The organism is Streptomyces sp. NBC_00654 (assembly GCF_026341775.1).
In the GTDB taxonomy this organism is placed as follows: domain Bacteria; phylum Actinomycetota; class Actinomycetes; order Streptomycetales; family Streptomycetaceae; genus Streptomyces.
In genome coordinates this window covers 1,869,857-1,895,338 of sequence record NZ_JAPEOB010000001.1, presented here as the reverse complement: position 1 = coordinate 1,895,338, position 25,482 = coordinate 1,869,857, and the positions used below count along the sequence as shown (strand labels likewise).

General features: G+C 72.6%; 19 protein-coding genes and 1 tRNA gene. 10 read left to right on the top strand and 10 right to left on the bottom strand.

The features are described from left to right. Positions 1-155: 155 nt before the first annotated feature. The 6 genes from thrB to OHA98_RS08290 all read right to left on the bottom strand — a co-directional run bounded on the left by thrB (position 156) and on the right by OHA98_RS08290 (position 6,870). Positions 156-1,073, bottom strand: coding sequence for a homoserine kinase (thrB, locus tag OHA98_RS08315; RefSeq protein WP_266923853.1), 918 nt, complete (start codon positions 1,071-1,073; stop codon positions 156-158). 339 nt (positions 1,074-1,412) lie between these two features. Next, positions 1,413-2,483, bottom strand: coding sequence for a threonine synthase (thrC, locus tag OHA98_RS08310; protein ID WP_266923851.1), 1,071 nt, complete (start codon positions 2,481-2,483; stop codon positions 1,413-1,415). Between the two features lie 6 nt (positions 2,484-2,489). After that, the gene (locus tag OHA98_RS08305) at positions 2,490-3,791 is read right to left on the bottom strand and encodes a homoserine dehydrogenase (protein WP_266923850.1); all 1,302 of its coding nucleotides are present in this window, start codon (positions 3,789-3,791) and stop codon (positions 2,490-2,492) included. Between the two features lie 96 nt (positions 3,792-3,887). Further along, complete coding sequence (lysA, locus tag OHA98_RS08300; protein ID WP_266923848.1) at positions 3,888-5,279, bottom strand: diaminopimelate decarboxylase; 1,392 nt, start codon at positions 5,277-5,279, stop codon at positions 3,888-3,890. Positions 5,280-5,300: 21 nt separating this feature from the next. Beyond that, positions 5,301-6,380, bottom strand: a complete 1,080-nt coding sequence (gene nrtL, locus OHA98_RS08295) for an ArgS-related anticodon-binding protein NrtL (RefSeq protein WP_266923846.1) — start codon at positions 6,378-6,380, stop codon at positions 5,301-5,303. A 55-nt stretch (positions 6,381-6,435) separates the two neighbouring features. Continuing rightward, entirely contained in the window at positions 6,436-6,870 is a 435-nt protein-coding gene (locus tag OHA98_RS08290) for a response regulator (RefSeq protein ID WP_266923844.1), read from the bottom strand. Between the two features lie 326 nt (positions 6,871-7,196). Here OHA98_RS08290 and OHA98_RS08285 point away from each other — a divergent pair. After that, positions 7,197-7,268: transfer RNA gene (locus tag OHA98_RS08285), tRNA-Arg, on the top strand. A gap of 359 nt (positions 7,269-7,627) precedes the next feature. Further along, the gene (locus OHA98_RS08280; protein ID WP_323179528.1) at positions 7,628-9,142 is read left to right on the top strand and encodes a hypothetical protein; all 1,515 of its coding nucleotides are present in this window, start codon (positions 7,628-7,630) and stop codon (positions 9,140-9,142) included. A 13-nt stretch (positions 9,143-9,155) separates the two neighbouring features. Here OHA98_RS08280 and OHA98_RS08275 read toward each other — a convergent pair whose 3' ends face one another. After that, the gene (locus tag OHA98_RS08275; RefSeq protein ID WP_266923842.1) at positions 9,156-10,967 is read right to left on the bottom strand and encodes a serine/threonine-protein kinase; all 1,812 of its coding nucleotides are present in this window, start codon (positions 10,965-10,967) and stop codon (positions 9,156-9,158) included. A gap of 89 nt (positions 10,968-11,056) precedes the next feature. Then, positions 11,057-12,256: a Ku protein gene (locus OHA98_RS08270; RefSeq protein WP_266923840.1), complete on the bottom strand. Its 1,200-nt coding sequence runs from the start codon at positions 12,254-12,256 to the stop codon at positions 11,057-11,059. Between the two features lie 59 nt (positions 12,257-12,315). Between OHA98_RS08270 and ligD the strand changes: the two genes are divergently transcribed. From ligD to OHA98_RS08230, 8 genes are all read left to right on the top strand, one after another. After that, the gene (gene ligD / locus OHA98_RS08265; RefSeq protein ID WP_266923838.1) at positions 12,316-13,227 is read left to right on the top strand and encodes a non-homologous end-joining DNA ligase; all 912 of its coding nucleotides are present in this window, start codon (positions 12,316-12,318) and stop codon (positions 13,225-13,227) included. 243 nt (positions 13,228-13,470) lie between these two features. Further along, positions 13,471-15,813, top strand: coding sequence for a HEAT repeat domain-containing protein (locus OHA98_RS08260; RefSeq protein ID WP_266923837.1), 2,343 nt, complete (start codon positions 13,471-13,473; stop codon positions 15,811-15,813). Beyond that, positions 15,810-16,127: a zinc-ribbon domain-containing protein gene (locus tag OHA98_RS08255; protein ID WP_266923835.1), complete on the top strand. Its 318-nt coding sequence runs from the start codon at positions 15,810-15,812 to the stop codon at positions 16,125-16,127. Before OHA98_RS08260 ends, OHA98_RS08255 begins: the two co-directional genes overlap by 4 nt. Positions 16,128-16,282: 155 nt before the next feature. Continuing rightward, positions 16,283-17,125: a hypothetical protein gene (locus OHA98_RS08250; protein ID WP_266923833.1), complete on the top strand. Its 843-nt coding sequence runs from the start codon at positions 16,283-16,285 to the stop codon at positions 17,123-17,125. Next, entirely contained in the window at positions 17,122-18,438 is a 1,317-nt protein-coding gene (locus OHA98_RS08245; RefSeq protein WP_266923831.1) for a HAMP domain-containing sensor histidine kinase, read from the top strand. Before OHA98_RS08250 ends, OHA98_RS08245 begins: the two co-directional genes overlap by 4 nt. Positions 18,439-18,811: 373 nt before the next feature. Next, entirely contained in the window at positions 18,812-20,191 is a 1,380-nt protein-coding gene (locus tag OHA98_RS08240) for an FtsW/RodA/SpoVE family cell cycle protein (RefSeq protein WP_266923829.1), read from the top strand. Then, a complete protein-coding gene (locus OHA98_RS08235) occupies positions 20,188-21,645 on the top strand; it encodes a penicillin-binding protein 2 (protein ID WP_266923828.1) in 1,458 nt (485 codons plus the stop codon). The genes OHA98_RS08240 and OHA98_RS08235 overlap by 4 nt, the downstream gene beginning before the upstream one ends. Before the next feature lie 112 nt (positions 21,646-21,757). Next, positions 21,758-22,879, top strand: coding sequence for an amidase family protein (locus OHA98_RS08230; RefSeq protein ID WP_266923826.1), 1,122 nt, complete (start codon positions 21,758-21,760; stop codon positions 22,877-22,879). Positions 22,880-22,965: 86 nt separating this feature from the next. On the opposite strand, the gene OHA98_RS08225 is transcribed toward OHA98_RS08230, so the two are convergent. Next, a complete protein-coding gene (locus OHA98_RS08225; protein WP_266923824.1) occupies positions 22,966-23,859 on the bottom strand; it encodes a hypothetical protein in 894 nt (297 codons plus the stop codon). 288 nt (positions 23,860-24,147) lie between these two features. Then, complete coding sequence (locus OHA98_RS08220; protein ID WP_266923822.1) at positions 24,148-25,272, bottom strand: ferritin-like domain-containing protein; 1,125 nt, start codon at positions 25,270-25,272, stop codon at positions 24,148-24,150. Positions 25,273-25,482: the final 210 nt, after the last annotated feature.

Here is a 25,482-nt window from a genome sequence, read left to right as displayed (position 1 = left end):
GGCTGCTCAGGCAGTTGGGGAGGCTCCCGGAAGAATGGTGGTCCCGGAGGGGGACACGAAGCAACGCGCCACAAAGACGTCGGTTGCAGACTTGAGGTTAACACTACCGGCTCCAACAAACATTCCCCCTCTCACTCACCGGCGATCACATGCGATTACGGGGCGAGCGGCAGAACGCTCGCGCCCGCGGCGTCGAGCGCGAGCCTGTTCGCGGCCCACCCCTCGCCCGCCAGTCGGGCGACCTTGTCGGCCGAACCCTCCTCCGCCAGCGCGAGGACCGTGGGTCCCGCGCCGGAGATGACCGCGGGGACGCCGTCGGCGCGCAGCCGGTGCACCAGCTCCAGGCTCTCCGGCATCGCGGGTCCGCGGTATTCCTGGTGGATACGGTCCTCGGTGGCGGCGAGCAGCAGCTCCGGCCGCTGGGTGAGAGCCGCTACGAGCAGGGCCGCGCGCCCGGCGTTGGCCGCGGCGTCGACATGCGGGACGGTGCGCGGCAGCAGGCCGCGGGCGGTCTCGGTGAGCACCGGCCGGCCGGGGACGAAAACCACCGGAACGACGGAATCCGCAGGGTCCATCCTGAGTGCCCTGGCCGCTCCGCCGTCCATCCAGGCGAGGGTGAAGCCGCCCAGCAGACAGGCCGCGACATTGTCCGGGTGGCCCTCTATCTCGGTGGCCAGCTCCAGCAGGGCCGCGTCGTCGAGGCGGGCGTCGCCGCCCGTCGTCACGGCGCGGGCGGCGACGATACCGGCGCAGATGGCGGCGGACGAGGAGCCGAGGCCCCGTCCGTGCGGGATGCGGTTGGCACAGACGATTTCGAGGCCGCGGGGCTGTCCGCCGAGCAGATCGAAGGCGGTGCGCAGGGAGCGCACGAGGAGGTGGCTCTCGTCGCGGGGGAGCGTCTGCGCGCCCTCACCTGCGATGTCGATGTGCAGCCCGGAGTCGGCGACCCGGACCACGACATCGTCGTACAGCCCCAGCGACAGCCCGAGGGCGTCGAAACCCGGGCCCAGATTGGCGCTGGTCGCGGGGACGCGCACCCGGACGGCGGCAGCTCGGAACGCGGGACCGGCCATCGGTTGGACGACTCCTTGTAAGACAGCGGGGATTCGGTGCGGTGTGGCTCTGCGGCGGTGGGGGCGGAGGTGACTGGGGGGCGCGGCTGCGAAGGGGGCTCCCGGCCTTCCGGGAACCTCTGTCGCCCAACCGACGGCAACGGCGCCGGCCGCACCGCGGCACATGCGGCGGGGCGGTTGCATACAGCTTATCGAAGGAAGGTTCTGTCGCGACATAGGGCGCACAGGAGGCGCACGATGCGTGTCGCACGCCTCCTATGCGCTCTCCGCCCCGAAAAGAGGCGGTTGAGCTACTTTTCTCCGCACCCGGTCGCGAAGGGTCACGAGGGGCGCGGAGGGTTACGCCAGGCCGAGCTTCTCGGCTGCGGCGGCCGCGTCGACCGGGACGGTGACCGGCTGCGGGGCACCCGCGACGGCCCAGTCGGGGTCCTTGAGGCCGTTGCCCGTGACCGTGCAGACGATCTTCTGGCCGGGGTCGACCTTGCCCTCTTCGGCGGCCTTGAGCAGACCGGCGACGGACGCGGCCGAGGCCGGCTCGACGAAGACGCCCTCCTGCGAGGCCAACAGCCGGTACGCGGACAGGATCTGCCGGTCCGTCACCTCGTCGATGAAACCGCCCGATTCGTCCCGCGCGGCCAGGGCGTACTGCCAGGAGGCCGGGTTGCCGATCCGGATCGCGGTGGCGATCGTGGAGGGGTCCTTGACGATCTCGCCGCGCACGATCGGCGCGGAGCCGGATGCCTGGAAGCCCCACATGCGCGGTGCGTGCGTGGAGACCCGGTCAGCCGCGTACTCCGTGTACCCCTTCCAGTACGCGGTGATGTTGCCCGCGTTGCCGACCGGCAGCACATGGATGTCCGGAGCGTCGCCGAGCGCGTCGACGATCTCGAACGCGGCGGTCTTCTGGCCCTCGATGCGGACCGGGTTGACCGAATTGACCAGCGCCACCGGGTAGTTGTCCGAGAGCGAGCGGGCCAGGGTCAGGCAGTCGTCGAAGTTGCCGTCGACCTGGAGGATCCTGGCGCCGTGGACGAGCGCCTGGCCCATCTTGCCGAGCGCGATCTTGCCCTGCGGTACGAGGACGGCGCAGACCATTCCGGCCCGCACCGCGTACGCGGCGGCGGAGGCGGAGGTGTTGCCGGTGGAGGCGCAGATGACGGCCTGCGCGCCCTCCTCCTTGGCCCGGGTGATGGCCATGGTCATCCCGCGGTCCTTGAACGAACCGGTGGGGTTGGCGCCCTCGACCTTGAGGTGCACCTCGCAGCCCGTGCGCTCGGAGAGGACCTGCGCCGGTACGAGCGGCGTACCGCCCTCACGAAGCGTGACGACGGGCGTCGTGCTCGTGACCGGAAGACGGTCCCGGTACTCCTCGATGATGCCGCGCCACTGGTGGGTGCCCTTGCTGGTCATGGGTCCTTACTCCCCTTCAACACGCATGATGCTGGCGACACCGCGCACGGTGTCGAGCTTGCGCAGCGCTTCGACGGTCCCGGAGAGGGCGGCGTCGGGCGCGCGGTGGGTGACGACGACGAGAGAGGCCTCGCCGCCTCCGTCCTGACGGCCCTGCTGGCGCACCGTGTCGATCGATACGCCCTGCTCGGCGAAGACCGTCGCGACCTGGGCGAGTACGCCAGGCTTGTCGGCCACGTCGAGGCTGATGTGGTAGCGCGTGACGACGTCGCCCATCGGGCTGACGGGCAGACGCGTGTAGGCGGACTCACCGGGGCCGGGGGCCTCGTTGAGCTTGTTGCGGCAGACCGCCACCAGGTCGCCCAGGACGGCGGACGCGGTGGGCGCGCCACCGGCGCCGGGGCCGTAGAACATCAGCTGCCCGGCCGCCTCCGCCTCGACGAAGACCGCGTTGTACGCCTCGCGGACGGAGGCCAGCGGGTGGCTGAGCGGGATCATCGCGGGGTGCACGCGGGCGGTGACCGACTGCCCGTCGGCGGCGCGCTCGCAGATGGCGAGCAGCTTGACCGTGCAGCCCATGCGGCGGGCGGAGGCGATGTCGGCGGCGGTGACCTCGGTGATGCCCTCGCGGTGCACATCGCCGATGCGTACGCGGGTGTGGAAGGCGATACCGGCGAGGATCGCGGCCTTCGCGGCGGCGTCGAACCCCTCCACGTCGGCGGTCGGGTCGGCCTCGGCGTACCCGAGGGCGGTGGCCTCGTCGAGCGCCTCGGAGTAACCGGCTCCGCTCGTGTCCATCCGGTCGAGGATGAAGTTGGTGGTGCCGTTGACGATGCCGAGCACCCGGTTGACCTTGTCACCGGCGAGGGACTCGCGCAGCGGCCGTACGAGGGGGATGGCACCGGCCACGGCCGCCTCGTAGTAGAGGTCGCGGCCGTGCTTCTCGGCGGCGGCGTGCAGCGCGGCACCGTCCTCGGCGAGCAGCGCCTTGTTGGCGGAGACGACGCTCGCACCGTGCTCGAACGCGGTCGTGATGAGGGTGCGGGCCGGCTCGATGCCCCCGATGACCTCTATGACGACGTCGATGTCACCCCGTTTCACCAGTGCGGTGGCATCCGTGGTGACCAGCGCGGGATCGATTCCCTCCCGCACCTTGGAGGGCCGGCGGACGGCGACACCGGCGAGCTCGACGGGCGCGCCGATACGCGCGGCGAGGTCGTCGGCGTGCGTCGTCATGATGCGCGCCACCTCTGAGCCGACCACTCCACAGCCCAGCAGCGCCACCTTCAGCGGACGCGTACGCATCATCCGACCTCGTTTCTCATACATACTTAGGTGTGGACCAGTCTCACTCACCGGACGGGAGTTTCTGCCACCCGTCCGGATCCTGAGACGACTATTTCATCAGCCGACATCGAGACGCAGGAGATCTTCCTCCGTCTCGCGCCGGACGATCACTCGGGCCCCGCCGTCGCGCACGGCGACGACCGGCGGGCGCAGGGCGTGGTTGTAGTTGCTCGCCATGGAGCGGCAGTACGCGCCGGTGGCGGGCACCGCGATCAGGTCTCCGGGAGCGAGGTCGGCCGGCAGGAAGGCGTCCTTGACCACGATGTCCCCGCTCTCGCAGTGCTTGCCGACGACCCGGACCAGCATCGGTTCGGCGTCCGAGGTGCGCGAGACGAGCGCGACGCTGTACTCGGCGTCGTACAGCGCGGTGCGGATGTTGTCCGACATTCCGCCGTCGACGCTGACGTAGGTGCGCAGCCCTTCGAGGGGCTTGATGGTGCCGACCTCGTAGAGCGTGAACGCGGTGGGTCCGACGATGGCACGGCCCGGCTCGACCGAGATGCGCGGGGTGTTCAGGTTCGCGGCCTCGCACTCACGGGTCACGATGTCGCTGAGCGCCTTGGCGATCTCGTGCGGCTCGCGCGGGTCGTCCTCGGAGGTGTACGCGATGCCCAGCCCGCCGCCGAGGTCGATCTCGGGCAGCTCGACGCCGTGCTCGTCGCGCACCTCGGCGAGCAGCTGCACCACACGCCGGGCGGACACCTCGAAACCGGCCATGTCGAAGATCTGCGAGCCGATGTGCGAGTGGATGCCGATCAGTTCGAGACCGTCCAGGGTCAGCGCCCGCCGCACCGCCTCGGCGGCCTGCCCGCCGGCCAGCGCGATACCGAACTTCTGGTCCTCGTGCGCGGTGGCGATGAACTCGTGGGTGTGCGCCTCGACGCCGACGGTGACCCGGATCTGGACGCGCTGGCGCACGCCCCGCTGCTGCGCGATGTGGGCGACCCGGACGATCTCCTGGAAGGAGTCGAGCACGATGCGGCCCACACCCGCCTCGACGGCCCGCTCGATCTCGGCGACGGTCTTGTTGTTGCCGTGGAAGGCGATCCGCTCGGCCGGCATCCCGGCGTCGAGCGCGGTGGCCAGCTCGCCGCCGGAGCAGACGTCGAGGTTGAGCCCCTCCTCCTTGAGCCAGCGCACGACGGCCCGCGACAGGAAGGCCTTCCCGGCGTAGAAGACATCGGCACCGGGGCCGAAGGCGTCCGCCCAGGCGCGGCAGCGGGCGCGGAAGTCGCTCTCGTCGAGGAAGTACGCCGGGGTGCCGAACTCCTCGGCCAGGCGTGCCACGCCGATCCCGCCGACGGTGAGCGCGCCGTCCGCGTCGCGGGAGACGGTACGGGACCAGACCTTCTCGTCCAGCACGTTCAGATCGGCGGCCGGGGCGGTGTAGTGCCCTTCCGTCAGGACGTCGGCGTGACGGGGTCCGGCGGGGTGTGCGGATCGGCTCATCGTGTTGCTCTCTCGGGTCTCTCAGAGGTGTTCGGGCGCGCTGATACCGAGCAGGGACAGGCCGCCTGCCAGCACCGTCCCGGCGGCTTCGGCGAGGGCCAGCCGGGAGCGATGGGCGGCCGAGGGTTTCTCGTCGCCGGCGGGGAGCGGCGGATGGGAGTCGTGGACGTCGAAGAAGGCGTGGGCCACGGCTTCGAGGTGCCGGGCGAGCCGGTCCGGCGCGCGGTGGCGGGCGGCGGCGAGGAGGACACCGGGGTGGTCGGCGAGAAGGCCGAACAGGGCGTCGGTGGCGGGGTGGCGGGCGTCGGTGTTCGCGTCGTACGCGCCGTCGAAGCCGAGGAGCGCCGCGCCGCGCGTGAGGGCACGGGCCCGGGAGTGGGCGTACCGCACCAGGAAGAGCGGGTTGTCCGCGCTCTGGACGAGCAGGTCGTCGCCGAGCGGCGCCCGGTCGTGCCCGGCGGGCCGCAGCAGCCCCCACCGGACGGCGTCGGGCCCGAGCCGCTCCAGCAGCTCCCCCGCCTCCGCTCCGGCGGGAACCGGCCGTACGGCGGTGAGCGGGGCGGGCGGAACCCCGTGGGCGTCGACGGTGACTCCGAGCCGCGCCCAGTCGGGGTCGGACGCCTCGTCGCAGCTGATCCGCACCCGGGCGCCCTGCGAGAGGAGCAGCGCGCGCACCGCGTGGGCGCTGACGGCGGCCCGTACCTCACGCGCGTGCCGGAACTGGAGCACCTCCGCACGGAGCGCGTCGCCGTGCCCGTACCGCGGCCCCCGCTCCAGCACCTCGTGCACCAGGGCGTGGCGAGCGGCGGCGTCGGTACCGGCGTCGAGGGTGAAACTCAGGAACCCGGGCCCGGTGATGTCCACCCGCCCGATCCCGGGCTCGGCGACGACCCGGTCCCGCAGGATCCGTGCGACCTCCAGCGCCGGCAGCGCGGCGGGCCCGGCGAGCTGGAGCGCGACGGCGCAGGCGTAGTCACCGCTGCCGCCGGGCCGGGTCCTCTCCACCCGCACGCGCGCGGGCACGGGCGCGCGCAGCGCATCCTCGTCGACCGCGCGGCGCACGGCGTGCAGCACGGTCCGGGAGAGGTCGGCGGGGGTCACGGGACAAGCGTAGGGGAGACAGGGGGGCACTTCGCGACCCGGTTTCGCCATCCGGTCAGCCGGCGGCGCTCCCCGCCCGCCCCACGCCTCGCCGCCCGTCCAGCGGCGGCAGGTCCTCCCGGCGCACCAGCCGGTGCACGATCCGCACCAGCTCGCTCGGTTCGAACGGCTTCGCCAGGAAGACATCGACGCCGGCCGAGACCCCCGCGTCCACCTCGTACTGCGTGCAGCCACTGATGATCGCGACGGGCAGATGACTCGTCCGGGGATCGGCCCGCAGCCGCGCGGCGGTCCGCAGGCCGTCGAGCCGGGGCATCGCGACATCGAGCGTGATCGCGTCCGGGCAGACCTGGTGCACCAGATCCAGACACTCGACACCATCAGCCGCGGTCACGACCTCGAAGCCCTCCAGCTCGAGATTGACCCTGATCAACTGCCGGATGACCTTGTTGTCGTCGACAACAAGCACGCGGCCGTACGCCCCTGACACGTTTCGAGGGTAGGTCGGCCGGAGGGGCTGCGTCCGGGTTTTGACCACTTCCGTCCCTGGAAGGGTGGCGAAGCACTCCGCCGACCGGACCCCCGGCCGTGGCCGGAACACGCGGTAGGGACGGGCGGAACACAGCGCACGCGGTGCCGCGCCGGGTCGGAAACCGCACGTCGCGCGCGTCTCGCACGCCGCGCGCACGACGCGGGCGCGTCTCACGCACGCCCCGTACCCGCGTCGTGCCCGCGTCGTGCACCGGAAATACCTGTTCACGGACACCCCGCGGAAGCTGGTAGTGTTTCACCCGTCGCAGAGCAACACCGCGATACGCCCCCGTAGCTCAGGGGATAGAGCATCGGCCTCCGGAGCCGGGTGCGCAGGTTCGAATCCTGCCGGGGGCACTTCGCAGGAAGTGCCGAATAGGCCCTTCAATCAGGCATCACGCCGGATTGGAGGGCCTTTCTCATGCCCGCCGTGCCCGAGACCGCGGAGCCGCGCGCGAATCGCGCCCGGAGCGTGCGTGAAGGGTGACGGAACCGGGCAGATTCACGGGGACTTTGTGTGGCTCGACGGTGGGGGGACCGTAATGGAGTCCGGCGATCGGTTCATGGGACCCGGCAGCGGAGCGGATGGCGGACCCGGCGGTGGTGCCGAGAGCGGGCCGGCGGGCGGGCCGGGGCGGGAGCCCGAGGTGCTGTCGTCCGTTCCGCCGCCGCCTCTTCGGCCGCCCACGATCGGGCCGCCGCCGCCCGGTTCGCTCGTGCGTTCCGTGGCTGTCGGGCTGCTCAACCTGAGCGGGCTCGGCCTCGGATACGTCCTGATGCGCAGCTGGTCGCGGGCCGCGCTGTGCTGGGCGGCGGCCGGGGCGCTGCTGCTGGCGGCGCTGCCCGCCGATCCTGACGGGGTGCCGGGCTGGGTGCTCGTCGGCTGCCTCGTGGTGCTGGCCGCCGCCGTCGCGGACGGAGCCCGGACCGCCCGGCGTTCGGCCGTAGCCGGGTCCTGGCGGCCGGTGCTGGCGGCCGGTCTGGGTGTGGTGCTGCTGGCCGTTCCGGTGAGCGGCGTCGTGGTCTACGGCTCCGAGCGCGACGAGGCCGTCGAGCAGATGCTGCTCGACCGGCTGGAGACCGGGGACGAGGCGGTCCGGGTGGCGTCGAGGCTGCCGTTCGGCAGCGCGCGGGCGGACTACCGGTCGGCGCTCGCCGTCTATCGCGAGCTGGGTGAGGAGCACGGCGGCTCACGGGCCGGAAAGCTGGTCCCGGCCCGGCTGAAAGCGTACTACGAGTCCGTCTCCGCTCCGTACCGGGACGAGCGGTACTGCCCGGCCGTCGAGCCGTTGACGTATCTGCGGACGCTCCCCGGCTCCGTCGACGCGAAGCTGCTCGGTGATCTGGCCCGCTGGCCCGACGGGCCGCTCGCCGAGTCGCTGTACGCGTGCGGTGTCTCCAGGCTCGGAAACGTGGGCGGCGGCGGCACCGAACTGGGCGAGCTGCTGCGTACGTTCCCCGGTTCCGCGCCGGCGAAGCAGGTGGGACCGGCGATATCCGGAAGGATCAAGGCGCAGGTGGCGGCGCTGAAGGGGGCCGAGCCGTGCGCGGCCACCGAGGTGCTGCGCAGCCTCGGCGCCACGGCCTCCGGGCTGCCGGAGAAGAGCGTGTCGGCGCTGGGCGCCGACGCCGACCGAGGTGTCCGGGACGGGGTGTACGCCTGCGGGGTGGACGAGTTCGAGGACGCGAAGTTCACCGATGCGCGGGAGACGCTGAGCGGGTTCACCCGTACGTACAAGGACGACGAGCGGGTGGAGCGGGCGCGGAACATCGCCATCGCCGCGGAGATCGCCGACGACCGGCCCTCGGCCGGCAAGCGGCTGCCGCCGTCCCGCAAGCCGGGCGGCGCCCGGATGGAGCTCGTCATCAGCAATGACGCGCCGAACGCCGTCGAGGTGCTCTACACCGGCCCGGTGACGGGCACCGTCAAGCTCAAGGCCTGCGGAAGCTGCGAGCGCTACAGCGCCTCCGCCGGGTCGGCGCGGGCCTGCCGGGCGAGCGGGAAGAAGTACCCCAAGGCACGGCTCCAACTCCCCGCGGGCACGTACCACTTCCTGTACAAGCACGGCTCGGGAGCGACCGCGGCCGTGGACAGCTACACCTCGGGGTCCACCGTCCAGCCCGGTTATTCGTACACGAGCTGCACGTATGTCATCGAGCGGAACCCGCTGGGGCTCGGTCTTCCGACCTTGCCCGATCCGTTCGGTCCCGCGTCGGCTCCGCGCCGCTGACGGGGCGGACGCGTCAGCCCTTGCGGCGCGGGTTCTTCTCGATGACCCGTCCGTCGAGGTGCGCGGTGAGGAAGGCGCCGCCGTATTTGTCGGAGACATAGACGCGCAGGACCGGCTGGTCGTCGTGGAAGGGGGACGACGGGTCCACGATGACGTAATGACTGTCCGGGGCGGGGATGTTGAGGGTCTTGTCGGCCGTGCGCAGCAGGTCGGGCAGCGCGTCCCAGTCGACGGAGAGCAGGTCGACGGCGGTGTCGCCGGAGGAGAGCGTGCCGCCCATGCCGTCGTTGCCGGCCTCGCCGTCCCGGTAGGTGAACTGGTCGTACAGCGTGGAGTTGGACGTGAGGGGTGCCTTGGCCGAGGCGTGCTCGTCGTAGAGGGTGAAGTCGGTGACCTTCGTGCCGCCCATGAGCGGCTTCAGCCCCTTGATGGCCTCCCGCGCCCCCTTCGGGGTCAGCAGATCGGTCTGCTCGGCGGGGATCTCCTTCGCGGTGGACATCTTCGGGGTGGGCATGGTGCCCCGGGCGCCGGACGAGGAGCTCGCGACCGCTGTCGGCCGGCCGTCGTCCCCGTCGGTGGGCGAGTCGGGCATGGACAGCACCCAGACCAGGACGCCTCCCGCCACCGCGGTGGTCGCGACGGAGGCGGCGCCCGCGATCACGCGGAACCGTCGGCGGAGCCTGCGCTGACGTTCGCGGTCGGCCGGCGTCGGCGGCCCCGGGGCGTAGGGGTTGCGCGGCGGGCCCGTCACGGCGAACGGGACGGGTGGCGCGGCCGGTGGGACGGGGGCGTCCGCCGGGGCGGGCCCGGTGGCGGGCGCTGACGGTATGCGGTCCGCGGGGGTGCCCGACGGGGTGTGGAAGCCCGGCCCCGGCGTGCGGCCGGCCGGGCTCAGCGGAAGGGTGGGCGGGGCGGCGGGAGCCGCGGCGGACGGCGCCGCGGGCGTGGGCGAGGGGGCCGGCGTGGGCGAGGGGGCCGGGGACGTTCCGGCCGCCGCGGCCGCCAGCATCCTGTCCAGCTCGTCGGCGTCCGGGCGGGCGGGAATGTCCCTGGTCAGCAGCGCGGTCAGGACGGGGGTGAGCACGCCCGCCCTGACCGGCGGCGGCACCTCCTCGTCGAGCACGGCCGCCAGTGTGGCGAGGGTGGTGGCCTTGCGCAGCGGATGGTGGCCCTCCACCGCGACGTACAGCAGCATGCCGAGCGACCAGAGGTCGGAGGACGGGTCGCCCTCGGTGCCCCGGATGCGTTCGGGGGCGATGTAGTCGGGTGAGCCGATGAGGGCGCCGGTCATCGTCAGGCTGGTGGACTCACGGATCGCGGCGATGCCGAAGTCGGTGAGAACCGGGCGCCCGTCGGCGCGGAGCAGGACGTTGGCGGGCTTGACGTCGCGGTGGTGGATGCCCGCCGCGTGGGCGGCGCGCAGGGCGGAGAGGATGCCGCGGCCGAGTTCGGCGGCCTCGGCCGGCTCCATGGGCCCCTGGGCGAGGCGCTCGTGGAGGGACGCTCCGGGCACCAGTTCCATGACGATCCATGGGTAGCCGTCCTCGCCGGGGTCGACGATGTGGTGGACGGTGACCACGTTGGGATGGTCGAGGCGGGCGAGCGCACGGGCCTCGCGCAGGACCCGGGAGCGCAGCGTGCGGGCGGCCTCCGGGTCGTACTCGGCCAGGGTGGGGTCCGGGGGGCGGACCTCCTTGAGCGCGACGTCGCGGTGCAGCGCGAGGTCATGGGCCCGCCAGACCATTCCCATACCGCCGCTGCCGAGCCGCTCCACCAGCGTGAAGCGGCCGTCGATCACCCGTTCCGAAGGGGCCTCTGCGCTCATGGGCCGTAGCGTACGGGGGCGGTACGACAGCGGTCACCCTGGGCCGGGGGCGGGGATCGGGGGCTGGAGCCGGGGCCGGGGCCGGGGGTTCAGGCCGAGGCGCGCTTCCCGGACGAGGACCGGGCCGTCTTCTTCGCCGTGCTCCGGCCGCCGGACGCCGTCTTCTTCGCCGTGGTCTTCTTCGCCGACGACCGCGCGGCCGTCTTCTTGGCCGTCGCCGCCGTGGACTTCTTCGCCCCGGTGTCCTTGGGCGCGGCCTTCTTCGCGGTGGAGGAGGACGTGCCGCCGCCCGAGCGTGACACCGTCTTGCCGGTCGGGGTGCGGTGCGTGGTCTTCCGCGGCGCCCTGCCGGTGGTTTTGCCGGTGGCCTTTCCGGTGGGCTCGTCCTCGGCCTTGTCGGCGGGTGCGGCTTTGGCCTTGCCGGTGGTTCTGTCCGCGGTCTTCGCCGCGGCCTTGCCGCCCGTCTTCCCCGCCGTCCCGCGGATGGGGTGGACCTCCGCCATGCCGTCCTCGCCCCGGGACTCCTTCGCCGCGCGGACGCTGTTCTCCAGGGCCGCGATCAGGTCGATGACCTTGCCTCCGCCGGATTCCGCCGCCGCCGGTTCCACCGTCTCGCCGGAGGCCTTGGCGGCGATCAGCTCCTCGACGGCCTCGCGGTAGTCGTCGTGGAGCGTGTCCATGTCGACCTCGCCGAGGGTCGCCATCAGCGCGTCCGCCAGGTCGAGTTCCGCGTCACGGACCGTGACGTCGGTCTCCGGGGCCACGCCGTCCGGGGCGCGGATCTCGTCGGGCCACAGCAGGCCGTGCATCGCGATCACGTCGTCGACCACCCGCAGCATGCCGAGGCGTTCGCGCCCGCGCAGCGCGTACTTGGCCACGGCGACCTTCCGGCTGCGCTTCAGGGCCTCGCGCAGCAGGGTGTAGGGCTTGGCGGCCGGGACCCCGTTGGCGGAGAGGTAGTACGCCGCGTCCATCTGGAGCGGGTCGATCTCCTCGGCGGGCACGAAGGCGACGATCTCGATCGTCTTGGCCGTGGGCAGCGGAAGGGAGGCGAGGTCCTCATCGGTGATCGGGATCATCGAGCCGTCGGCGTCCTCGTACGCCTTGCCGATCTCGGCGGCCGTCACCTCCTCCTCGTCCAGCTCGCACACCTTGCGGTACCGGATCCGGCCACCGTCGGCGAGGTGGATCTGCCGGAAGGAGATCGAATGGCTCTCGGTGGCGTTCACCAGCTTGATGGGGATGCTGACCAGCCCGAAGGAGATCGCGCCGTTCCATATGGACCTCACCGTTCACCCCTTTTACCCTTAAAGATCACCTAGACCTGTTTTCGTGTGATTCTTATCGTATGACGCCGATCACCGAGGTGGAGGGACGGCGCCTGGCGCTCAGCAATCTCGACAAGGTGCTGTACCCGGCCACCGGGACCACCAAGGGCGAGGTGCTGCACTACTACGCGGCCACGGCGGCCGGGGCTCTGCTCCCGCATCTGCGCGACCGGCCGGTGTCCTTCCTGCGCTTTCCGGACGGGCCGGGCGGCCAGCTCTTCTTCACCAAGAATCCGCCACCCGGTACGCCCGCCTGGGTGCGTACCGCCGCCGTGCCCCGCCATGAGGGGCAAAGCGCCCGGCAGGTACTCGTCCAGGACCTGTCCTCACTGGTGTGGGCGGCGAACCTGGTGGTGGAGTTCCACACCCCGCAGTGGCGCGCGGACGCGCCGGGGATCGCCGACCGGCTGGTCCTCGATCTGGATCCCGGGGCTCCCGCGAGCATCGTGGAGTGCTGCGCGGTGGCGCTCTGGCTGCGGGAACGGCTGGCCTCCGACGGCCTCCTCCCGTACGGCAAGACATCCGGTTCCAAGGGGCTGCATCTGCTCGTGCCGCTGGAGCCCACCCCTTCCGGCCAGGTGTCGGCCTACGCGAAGGGGCTGGCAGTGGAGGCCGCGAGTGCCCTGCCGGAACTGGTCGTGCACCGGATGACCCGCGCCCTGAGGCCGGGAAAGGTATTTGTCGACTTCAGTCAGAACGCCGCCGCGAAGACGACCGCCACGCCCTACACCCTCCGCGCGAGGGCGGAGCCCACCGTCTCCGCACCCGTCACCTGGGAAGAGATCGAGGGCTGCCGGGCACCCGGTGAGCTGGTGTTCCTGGCCGGGGACATGGCGGCGCGGCTGGACCGGTACGGGGATCTGCTCGCCCCGCTGATCGATCCGGAAGCGGCACGTCCGCTGCCCGGGTACCGGGAACAGGGGGGCCGCTGAAGCGGTTGGGGAGGGGTTCGCCCGGCGGTCCGGTCATGGAGCGGTCATGACCTGGTCACGGCCTGAGGAAAGGCCGCAAGTGGAGGGTGGATTGTCCGGGCCGTGGTGCACACTCTGCCCAGACGCTTCTTCGGGGCGTACGGAAGAGTGTGCCGGAAGGCTGTGCCGGTCGAATACGCCGGACGAATGTGCCGGAAGGGCGCATGCTTTCGGACGCTGCCGCAATCGTGGGGAGGGGATGGCGTGTTCGCGGGGATCGACGAGGTCGACTGGGCTTCGATGGAGCATGCCTACGGACCGGCCGACGATGTGCCCGGACTTCTTCGGGGGCTCGCCTCGGCCGATCCGGCGGAGCGCGAGATGGCGCTCGACGGGATGTACGGAGCCGTTCACCACCAGGGCGATGTCTACGCCTGCACGCTCGCGTGCATTCCGTTCCTGTTCGAGCTCGCCGTGGACCCGGGTGTGCAGGACCGGGGCAGCGTGGTCGAGCTGCTCACCAGCATCGGCGGCTTCGACCTGGACGAGGACGACGAGGACGAGATCGATGAGGACGAGATCGAGGGCGCCGCGAACTACGCGATGGCGGCGGCGGCCGTCACCGCCGGTGCCGGGGTGTTCTTCGAGCTGATCGCCGACGAGGACCCCGGGGTACGGCTCGCGGCCCCGCTGGCCCTCGCCACGCTGCACCGGCACCCCGTCCGGGTACTCGCGCTGCTGCGGGAGCGGCTGCCGGTGGAGGCCGACGAGGAGGTACGGCTGGCGCTCGTCGAGGCGGCCGGGCGGGTGGCCCTGCGGCACCGCCCCCTGGCCGGCCGGGTGGCGGACTGGCTGACCCTCCTGGCGGCACAGGCGTACGCGCCGGGGCTGCGCCTCGCGGCGCTGGCCCAGCTGGCGCGGTGCGCCCCGGATGTGCTGCCCGGCGATGTGGTCCCGGTGGTCTCGGGGCTCCTGGGCGAGCTGCGTTCCACGACGGGGACGTACCGCAACGGAACGGCGGAGAAGCCGGAGAGGGTGGAGCGGGCGGAAAGGGCCGAGCCGGCGGAGAAGCCGGAGAAGGCCGATGTCGGGGCGGCCTCCGCGACCGGAGCCGGTCTCGCACCCGCCACCCCGCCCGACCCGGAGGCCGGCACGGCACCGCAGGCCGACGCCGCGGCGGAGGCCGGGCCCGATGCCGGACCGGAAGCCGGCTCCGAGCCCGGGGCCGGGCCCGAATCCGAGACCGGCACGGGCGCCGGCGCACCCGTGGCGGAGCAGAGCGCGGGGCCGACCAGGGTGGGTCAGCTGCGCGCCCTGTACGCCGAGGAGAGCTCCGGGCGCAGCACCCCCTGGGCCGCCGACCTGCTGCGCACCCTGCACGTCGGGCTCGACGACCGGGTGGACGACCGGACCGCCCTGCTCGCCGACCAGCTGCGCAGCCCCGACCGCTGGCAGCGCATCGACGCCGTACGGATGAGCGGCGGGCTGATACGGGCCTGGCGCGGCTCGTACGACGGCCTCGTCCGGCTGATCGGCGAACAGCTCGCGGACCCGGAGCCCCGGCTGGCGGACGCCGCCTCGCACGTCCTTGAGGAACTCTTCGGTCTGGCCGCCCCCGCCGCGGACGCCCTCGCGGCCCGGCTGGCCGCCGAGCCCGGTGCCTGGGTCAAGGCGTGGGCCAGCGGGCCCCCCGGGCTCGGCTCCACCGTGAAGGCGCTGGCCCGGCTCGGCGACGCCCGTGCCGTGCCCGCGCTGGCGGCGGCGCTGGAGCAGTCCGAGGTGCCGCACGACGTGGGGTACGCCATCGGCTACCTCGGGGCCGCCGCCGCGCCGCTCGCGGGCGCGCTGCGGCGCAGGCTCGGGGAGGTGAGCCTCGACGAGGGGGCGTACGACCGCGCGAGCCCGCTGCTGGCCGGGCTGACCGGGCTGCGGGCGGGCGAAGCGGCGCCCGAGGTGCTGCGGGTGCTGCGCGGGGCGCCGGAGTACCGGGGCGAGTGGCTGCGTACGGCGGCGCTGCGGGCGCTCGGCTCGTTCGGACCGGCGGCGCGGTGCGCCGTACCGGAGCTGCGGGCCCTGATCCGGCGGCCGGGGACGGCGGCGGCCACGGAGGCGGCCGAGGCGCTGTGGGCGGTCGCCGGGGACGCCGACGCCGTGCTTCCGGTGCTGATCGAGGGGCTGCGGGCGGAGCATGTGCACGACCGGCGCACGGCGGCGTCCGCGCTGGGCGGGCTCGGCCCGCGGGCGGCGGTGGTCGCGCCGCGGCTGCGCGCGCTCCTGGCGCACGACGAGCTGTGGCTGCGGGTGGACGCCGCGATCGCCCTCTGGGAGGTGTCGGGACGGGCCGCGGAGAGCGTTCCCGTACTCCTTGCCGCGTGGGAGAAGAACCGTCACGTCAGAGTCCGGGTGGCGGAAGCCCTGGCGCGGATGGGGCCCGCTGGTGCAGGGTCACAGGCAGCGCACGTGCTGCGGGCCGAGCTCGCCTCCGTACGCCGTCACAACGCCATGGACGGCGGGTACGGCAGCCACGACACGTACGAGGACGAGAAGCTGCTGGCCCTGTGCCGGCGGGCGCTCCACGGGAAGACGGGGAAAGGGAACACAGAATGATCATTTTCGGTACGCGGGGCTATCTGTACCAGCTGGCCATCCTGACGATGGTGTGCGGCTGGTGCGGCAATCCGGCCGCGCACACACTGCGCAAGCGCGTCACGAAGTTCACGCTGTTCTTCGTGCCGCTGTTCCCGTTCTCGACGAAGTACGCGACGCAGTGCACCTTCTGCGGCGGGGAGCAGCAGATCCCGAAGGAGCAGGCGGACGCGCTGCTCGCCCAGCAGCACGCCGGACCGGACGGCAACCCGTACGGCCAGGCTCCGCAGCAGCCGGGATACGCGCCGCCCGGACAGAACCCGTACCAGCGCTGACGTCCGCCGGGCGGCACCGACGCAGGCCACCCGGACAGACAGCCCCACAGCACCTCATAGCGGCACCAAACAGGCGTTACGCGCTCGCTTCCGATTAGGGTGTAGGCCCCTGCCGTCGAAGAGGAGGCCGAGCCGTGCGCCCGCAACGAGCTCCCGTGGGCACGCGCCGTGCTCCGGCGGCGGCCCGCGCCGCCGCGACGGCCGGCGCCGCGCTCGCGCTGCTCACCGGCTGCGGCTCCGCCGGGGGGCTGGTGAGCGCCGGGCGCACGCCGTCCGCCGTCGAGCCTTCCCGGCTCTGGCCGGATCTGCCCGCCGCCTCCGCCGCCCCGTACGACTACGGGGAGGGTGAGACCGCCCGTATCCCCGGTATCAGGGTCCCCGGCGGCGATGTGCGGGCGCTGGACCCGGTGGCCGTGGTGCGGGCCGGGCTGAAGGCCCGGCCCGACCGGGACAGCGGTACCGACGAGCTCCCCGCGAAGACCGTCGCGCAGTTGGCCGACTGCCCCGCGAAGCCCGCCACCTGCCCCGTCCTCGCCCCGTACTTCCGCGATCTGACCGGTGACGGCAGGGACGAACTCGTGCTGGGCATCACGCTGCCCGACCGTCAGCTCGCCGTTCGGGTCTACATGCCCGACCGGGGCGGGCTGACCCGGATCATGTCCACCTCGGACGCGGTGATCAGCGTGCAGATCGCGGGCCGGGACCTCATCATGCGGGCGCCCTCGGCGATCACCGGGTACGAGTACCGCACGGCCTGGACCTGGGACGAGCGGCAGCACGCCATGCTGCCCGCCCGGGACGAGATCCTGCGCATGCCGCGGCAGCGGATCCCGGCTCCCCCGCCCTCCGTCCTCCCTTCCGCCGCTCCGTCCGCTTCGCCGTCCCCGTCGGCCGCTCCGCCCGCTTCCCCGTCGGCCACCCCGCCCGCGCCCCCGGCCGCTTTCCTGTCGGGTTCTCCGTCCGCCCCCGCCCCTGGTATCGCGGCGGGGCAGCGATGAGACGGCGCGGACTTCGCGCCCCCGCCTGGACCGCGACCCTGGCCTGGAAGTCCGCGGTCTTCCTCACCGTGATGTGCTGCACCCTCGCCGCCCTGCTCGGCGTCCTCGTGCACACGGCGGTGACCCGTCAGACGGTCGGCCACGCCCGGGAGAAGGCCCTGGACCGGCTGGAGGAGGTCACCAGGGCGTACGAGGCCGGTGAGCCGCTCCCCCGGGGCTCCGGGATCGATCCGGCCGGTCTGCCCGCCTCGCTGCGTGCCCTGGCCGTGGGCGGCGAGCAGGGCACGCTGGTCACCGACGACGCGGGCGCCCCGGCCATGTGGGCGGCGGGTCCGGCGGACGGCCGGGCCCTGGCCACCTGGATCGACTACAGCCAGAGCGCACGTACGATCAGCGGCCTCGACCGGGCGATCGTCGGCTCCTCGCTGCTGGCCATCGCCGCCACGCTGCTGGTCGGCCTGTTCGCCGTCAGCCGGGTCACCCGGCGGCTGCACCAGAGCGCCCGGGTGGCCCGCCGGATCAGCGCGGGCGACCTCGACGCCCGGGTCGAGGACCCCCGTACCGCACGCCCGGCGCGCGCCCAGGACGAAGTGGCGATCGTCGCCGGGGCGCTGGACACCATGGCCTCCACGCTCCAGCGCAAGCTGCAGACCGAGCAGCGGTTCACCGCCGATGTGGCGCACGAGCTGCGCACCCCGCTGACCGGGCTGTCGGCCGCCGCCGAGCTGCTGCCGCCCGGCCGCCCGGCCGAACTGGTCCAGGACCGGGTCCGGGCGATGCGGGCGCTGACCGAGGACCTGCTGGAGATCTCCCGGCTCGACGCCCGGACCGAGCAGACCGATCCCGCGATCCACGAGCTGGCGCCGGTCGTGGAACGAGTGGTGCGGGCGTCCGGCACGGACACCGGGGTCAGGATCACCGGTGCGGCCCGGGTGGAGACGGACCGGCGGCGGCTGGAGCGGGTGATCGGCAATCTGGTCGCCAACGCGCACCGGCACGGCGCCCCACCGGTGGTCGTGACCGTCGAAGGACCGGTGGTGACCGTACGGGACCACGGCGCCGGGTTCCCCGCGTATCTGCTGGAGACCGGGCCTCAGCGGTTCCGGACGGACGGCGGCGGGAAGGGCCACGGGCTCGGGCTGACCATCGCCGTGGGCCAGGCACGGGTCATCGGCGCGGAACTGGTCTTCGCCAACGCGGAGGACGGCGGGGCGGTGGCGCGGCTGACGCTGCCGGAGTACGTGGCGTACGACGAGGAGGCGGAACCGGAAGCATCCGGTCCGGCCCCGGGATCCGACGGGCGCCGATCCTAGGGCGTGTGTCGAAAGTAGCGCCGTCCGCCCGAAGGGCGGGGCTCACGGCGTCCGGTGCGTGCGATCGCAAGGCGGAGGAGTGTCCTCGTACTGGACGTACGAGAACACTCCGACAACGCGGACAACGCCGACAACGCGGCGAGCGTGCGTGCCGGGCGTCGCGAGCCAGGCGGGACTTTCGACACACACCCTGGGGCGACACAGCCCGGCCCCGCACCCGCCGCTCCCACCGCGCACCCCGGCCTCAACCTTCCCCCCTGCCCCGGGCCCCTTCCCCCGCGCTCCCTCCGTGCTCCCTCCGCTCCCCCGGGCCGCGTCCGCGAAGTTCACCACATAAGGGAAATACCGCACACCTCTTGCTACGTTGCGTGGCATGACCGCAACGACGGCGGACGCTCCCCCGCCCGAACTACGCCTGCCCAAGCGGCGCGGGGTGGAGCTCTCGCTCCTCGTCGGGGCCGTCCTCATCTCCGTCTTCGGCTACGCCGCCGTGGGCCTCGCCAGGAACGGCGCGGTACCCCCCGATGTCGCCGGGTACGGCGCCGGGCTCGGTCTGCTCGCGCTGCTGGCCCATCTCGCGGTCCGTTTACGTGCCCCGTACGCCGATCCGCTGGTGCTGCCGATCGCCGTCCTGCTCAACGGTCTGGGCCTGGTGCTGATCTACCGGCTCGACCTGGAGACCCCCAGGGACCAGGCGGCGCCGACGCAGCTGATCTGGTCCACGCTCGGGGTCGCGCTGTTCATCGCCGTCGTGGTCCTCCTGCGCGACCACCGGGTGCTCCAGCGCTACGCGTACCTCTCGGTCGCCACCGCACTGGTGCTGATGATCGTGCCGATCTTCTTCCCCGCCGTGAACGGGGCCAAAATCTGGATCAGGATCGGCGGACTCTCCTTCCAGCCGGGCGAGTTCGCCAAGATCCTGCTCGCGGTGTTCTTCGCCGCCTACCTCGCCGCCAACCGCAACGCGCTGGCGTACACCGGCCGCAGGATCTGGAAGCTCCAGCTGCCCACCGGCCGGGTGCTCGGCCCCATCGTGGCGATCTGGCTGCTCAGCGTCGGGGTCCTGGTGCTGGAGCGCGACCTCGGCACCTCACTCCTCTTCTTCGGACTGTTCGTCATCATGCTGTACGTGGCGACCGGCCGGACCGGCTGGATCGCCGTCGGACTGCTGCTCGCCGCGGTCGGCGCCTTCGTCGTCGGCTCCTTCGAACCGCATGTGCACAGCCGGGTGCAGGACTGGCTCGACCCGTTCGCCTCGATCGACGCCGGCCAGGGGCCCAACCAGCTCGCCCAGTCGCTGTTCGCCTTCGCGGCGGGCGGCATGCTCGGTACCGGACTGGGGCTCGGCCACTCCATCCTGATCGGCTTCGCCGCCAAGTCCGACTTCATCCTGGCCACCGCGGGCGAGGAACTGGGCCTGACCGGGCTGACCGCCGTCTTCCTGCTGTACGCCCTGCTCGTCGCCCGGGGCTACCGGGCCGGACTCGCGCTGCGCGACCCGTTCGGGCGGCTGCTCTCCATCGGGCTCGCCTCGATCCTCGCCCTTCAGGTCTTCGTGATCGCGGGCGGGGTGATGGGGCTGATCCCGCTGACCGGCATGGCCATGCCGTTCCTGGCCCAGGGCGGTTCGTCCGTCGTCACCAACTGGATCATCGTCGCGCTGCTGATCCGGGTCAGCGACCTGGCCCGCAGACCCCGCCCCGGTCAGGTCGAGACCGGAGTCATCGCCCCGATCCTGGAGGACGAACGGTGATCCGCTACATCCGGCGGGCCGCCGCCTTCTGTCTGCTGCTGCTCGTGGCGCTCCTGCTGAACGCCGCCCGGGTCCAGGTCTTCGAGGCCGACGAGCTGAACGACAACCCCGCCAACCGCCGCACCACCATCGACCGTTACGACCAGCCGCGCGGCAACATCCTGGTCGGCGCGCGGGCCGTCACCGGCTCCGAGGACACCGGCGAACAGCTCGCGTACGAACGCACCTACCTGCACGGCCCCCTGTACGCACCGGTCACCGGCTACGCCTCGCAGACGTACGGCACCACCCTCCTGGAGAACGCCGAGGACGGCATTCTGTCCGGCACCGACTCGCTGCTCGCCCCGCTCCCCCTGTGGAACGAGATCACCCGCAGCCGGCAGCCGGGCGGCGATGTCGTCACCACCATCAAGGACTCGATACAACGCGCCGCGTACGAGGGGCTGAGCGGCCGGCGGGGCGCCGTCGCCGCCGTCGAGCCCTCGACCGGCCGCATCCTGGCGCTGGTCTCGACGCCTTCGTACGACCCCGAGCGGCTGTCGGGCACCGGGGCCGAGGTGACCGACGCCTGGGCGCGGCTGAACGCCGCCAAGAGCCGGCCGATGCTCAACCGGGCCATCCGGCAGACCTATCCGCCGGGCTCCACGTTCAAGATCGTGACGGCCGCGGCGGCGCTGGACGCCCGGGTGGTGACCGACCCGGACGCCGCCACCGACACCCCCTCGCCGTACGTCCTGCCCGGCACCACGACCACCCTGCCCGACGAGGCGCGCGGCTGCGCCGAGGCGTCGCTGGCCGAGGCGATCCGGGTCTCCTGCAACACCGTCATGGCACACCTGGGGGTCGAAGTGGGGCTCGACGGGATGCTGGAGGCGGTGGGCAGGTTCGGCTTCAATGACGACGGCCTGCGGATCCCGTCCGGGGTCGCGAAGAGCAACTTCGACACGGACATGAGCGACGACCAGCTGGCGCTGTCCTCGATCGGGCAGTTCGACACGACCGCGACCCCGCTCCAGATGGCGATGGTCGCCTCCGCCGTGGCGAACGGCGGCGACCTGAGGTACCCGCATCTCGTGGACCGTACGACCACCCATGACGGCGACACCGTCCGGCAGCAGGGCTCACGCTCGTACCACCAGGCCATGAACCCGTCGACGGCCGTGCAGCTCCAGCGGATGATGGTCGACGTGGTGGAGAACGGCACCGGCTCGAACGCGGCGATCGACGGGGTACGGGTCGGCGGCAAGACCGGCACCGCGCAGCACGGCATCGACAACTCCGGTACGCCGTACGCCTGGTTCATCTCCTGGGCGCAGGCTCCGGACTCGGGACGTCCGGCGGTCGCGGTCGCGGTGGTCGTCGAGGACGCCTCCGCCGACCGGGCGGACATCAGCGGCGGCGGCAGCGCCGCGCCCATCGCACGGGCCGTGATGGAGGCGGCACTCGACGGGTGAGGGGCGGGCGGCTCCGTGATCCGGGCGGGCCCGGCGGGGCGATCCGTGCCGGTCGCCCGGCCGGGGCGAAAGGCGCTCGACGGCCGGACGGGCGGCCCGGGACACTCGCCCCATGACTCATGTATCGGCGGTGGCGCGGGCGCTGGAGCGGATCGACCGGCTGGACCCCCGCCTGTGCGCGTTCACCGAGGTCTGGCACGAGGAGGCGCTCGCCCGCGAACCGGAGGCCCGCCGGCTCCCCCTGGCCGGGCTGCCGTTCGCGGTGAAGGGGCCGGCCGGTCTCCGCTCGTACGCGGCCCGCCGGCTGATCGCGGCGGGCGGTGTCCCGGTCGGCTCGACCTCCGTGCCGGGCCCCGGCACGGTCTGGCGGACCTGGGGGCAGGGCCGGTACGGACGCACGGTCAACCCGTGGCGGGCCGACCGCACCCCGGGCGGATCCTCGGCCGGTTCGGCGGTCGCGGTCGCGGCGGACCTGGTGGAGCTGGCGACGGGCAGCGACGGGGCGGGGTCGGTGCGCATCCCGGCGGCCTGGTGCGGGGTCTTCGGGCTGAAGACGACGAACGGGCTGCTCCCCTCGCCCGACCGTTCCGGACTGGCGGCGGCGGGGGTGCTCGCCCGGTCGGCGGCCGGGGCGGAACGGTATCTGCGCCATGTGCTCGACGACGGCGCGCGGCCCGCGGCGCCCACGCCCCCCGCGCCCCCCGAGCTGCCGCTGACCGCCGTCTACAGCCCCGATCTCGGGTACGCGGACGTGGACCCGGAGGTCGCGGAGGTCGTCCGGGGTGCGGTGGACCGGCTCGTCTCCGCCGGAGTGGTGCGGCTGCTGGACGGTGGCTGCGCCCTGCTCGACCCGGCTTCGGCGTGGATCGCGATACGGGGCGGAGCGACCGGTGCGGCGCGGGGCCCGGCGGATCTCCGCGCCGCGGCGGACGCCCTGGCCGTCCGGCGCGAGAACGACCGCAGACTGGCCGTGCTCCTCGCCCGTACGCCATTGCTGCTGACCCCGGCCACCCCGAACCGGCCGCACGGGCACGAGGGGCCGGGCGACCTCTACTCCACGGCGCTGACCTGGGCGTTCAATCTGAGCGGCCATCCGGCGGCGAGCCTGCCCGCCGGATTCACCCCGGACGGCTGCCCGGTGGGACTCCAACTGGTGGCGGACCGGGGAGCGGACACGGAACTGCTGGGCGCGGCCCGCGCGATGGAGGTCGTCCTTCCTCCCCTGCGGCCATGAGCCGGAGGAAGAGGCCTGCGGCCGTCCCCGCGCCCGGCCGCAGGCCGCGGACCGACGGGCCCGGGGCACCCGCCGCAGGCCCCTGATCAGCCGAGCGGCTTGCGCGTCTCGTCGCGGACCTTGGCGGTCTCCTCGGCGGCCTGCTCCAGGTCGATGGACTTGGCGTCCTTCAGCACGTTCTCGGGCCGGATCACCGCGACCATCGCCGCGGTGTTGTCGTCGCCCCAGGCGCACATCGGGATGTTGGCGATGCCGCCGCTCTCCTTCGACTGCACGACCTGGCACTCGATCGTGGTGTCGTACCCCTCGGGGGTGACCTTCTTCGCGGGTACGACGAGCGTCGCGCCGTCCGCCTCCGCCGCTCCCTCCATGATCTTGCCGCGCATGAAGTCGGGGCTGGCGAGCCGCCCGTACATCCCGGAGAGCACGAGGGCGCTGCCGCCGTCGGCGGTGTACTGCGCGATGACCGCCTTGCCGTCCCGGACGCTGGGGTCGGGCGTGTCCTCGATCTCCTTGCCCTCGGTCTTCGACATGTCGTTGGCCAGGGTGAATTCCTCGTCCAGCAGCTTCTTGGACACGACGAGCCGGTACTCGGCCTCCGGGAACACGGCGTCGGCGCCCTTGTCGGCCAGCTGGGAGACGCCGAAGGCGACCCCGCCGGCGGCCACGACCGCACCGGCCACGATCCCCACGATCAGACCCGTGCGCTTCCTGCGCGGCGGCTGCGGGCCCTGCGGCGGCCATCCGCCCATCTGGGGCTGGCCGGGCACCGGGGGCTGACCGGGCATCTGGGGCTGGCCGCCGGGTATGCCCGGCTGGCCCCAACCGCCCTGCTGGGGCTGGGGCGGGGGCGCCTGCGGGTAGCCGTAGGGCTGCTGCTGTTGCGGGTAGGGCCCGGGGGCGGCCGGCTGGCCGTACGGATTCTGCTGAGGCTGGGGCGGCCCGTACGGGCCCTGCGGCGGCTGAGGCGGCGTGGTCATGCGTTCAAGTTACGTCACGTTTGCGAACGGAATTTCGACAGGTACCTGATCGGTATCAGGTCGAGAGCAACCGGCGGACGAAGCGGTGGAGCAACCGGCCGACGAACGGGCCGGGAATCCCTGCGGGAGAACCCGGAAGGCACACCGGCGCTGTCCGGATCCGCGACCCCGCACAGCCCGCGACCGCACAGCCCGCGCCCCCGCCGTCGCCTCCGAGTCCGCCGAGTCCGTAGCGGCCACCCGGCGCCGTCGCCGGGGCGGACGGTGGAGGTGGCCGCGTTCACCGGCTCAGTCGCCGGAGGCTCCTGACAGGACGCCGCCCTGCGCTATCGCGTCCGCGACCTCGGCGACCCTGGCCCGCTCCTCCACCGCGAAGCGGTCCCGGTCCAGCTGTTCGGCGATCTCCTCGTCCTGGGCCATGAGGAGATCCAGGCTGGAGTCGCCGAGTTCGAGGACGCCCATGTCGACGTACGCCTTCTGGAGCCTGGGGCCCCACAGCCCGATGTCCTTGACGCACGGCACTATCCGGCTGAACAGCAGCTTGCGGAAGAGCTGGAGGTACTCGGAGTGTTCGGACAGCTCCTTGGCCTCCTGCGTGCCTATGCCGAAGTTCTCCAGGACCTCGACACCGCTGAGCCGGTCGCGCATCAGGTAGCAGCCCTCGATGACGAAGTCCTCGCGCTCGCGCAGTTCGGCGTCGCTCAGCTGCTTGTAGTAGTCGCGCAGCGCCATCCGCCCGAACGCGACGTGCCGGGCCTCGTCCTGCATGACGTACGCGAGGATCTGCTTGGGCAGCGGCTTGGTCGTGGTGTCGCGGATCATCCCGAACGCGGCGAGGGCCAGCCCCTCTATGAGGACCTGCATGCCGAGATAGGGCATGTCCCAGCGGGAGTCGCGCAGGGTGTCGCCGAGGAGGCCCTGGAGGCTGTTGTTGACCGGGTAGAGCATCCCGATCTTCTCGTGCAGGAACCGGCCGTATATCTCCGCGTGCCGGGCCTCGTCCATGGTCTGGGTGGCGGAGTAGAACTTGGCGTCCAGGTCGGGCACGGACTCCACGATCCGCGCCGCGCAGATCATCGCGCCCTGCTCGCCGTGCAGGAACTGGCTGAACTGCCAGGAGGTGTAGTGCTTGCGCAGCTCACCGCGGTCCCGGTCGGTCATCTTCGCCCAGTGCGGGGTGCCGTACAGCGTGAGGGCCTCGTCCGGGGTGCCCAGCGGATCGGCGGGATCGACCTCCTGGGACCAGTCGATCCGCTTGTTGCCGTCCCACTGCTTGTCCTTGCCCTTCTGGTAGAGGGCGAGAAGGCGCTCACGGCCGTCGTCGTAGTCCCAGCTGAACCGGGCGGCCCCCGCGGCGGGGACCTGCCACAGCGGCTCTTCGGGGGCGGTGGTGTAGAGGTCGTGTGTCGACACGGACGGCTCCTTCGCCTCGCTTGACTCGATAAGTTCCGTGGCTCCGGCGTCAGTTGACTACCCCGGGGGTACGTTCACCGACTGTTCCCCCGGCAGGTTCACACGTTGGTAGACGCCGGGTCAACAAGTCGCGCACAAGGGATTGACTGCCTTGCTGACAGGCAGTCTCATAAGAAGTGACCGCCGGTAACCCATCTGTGAGGTGCCCCC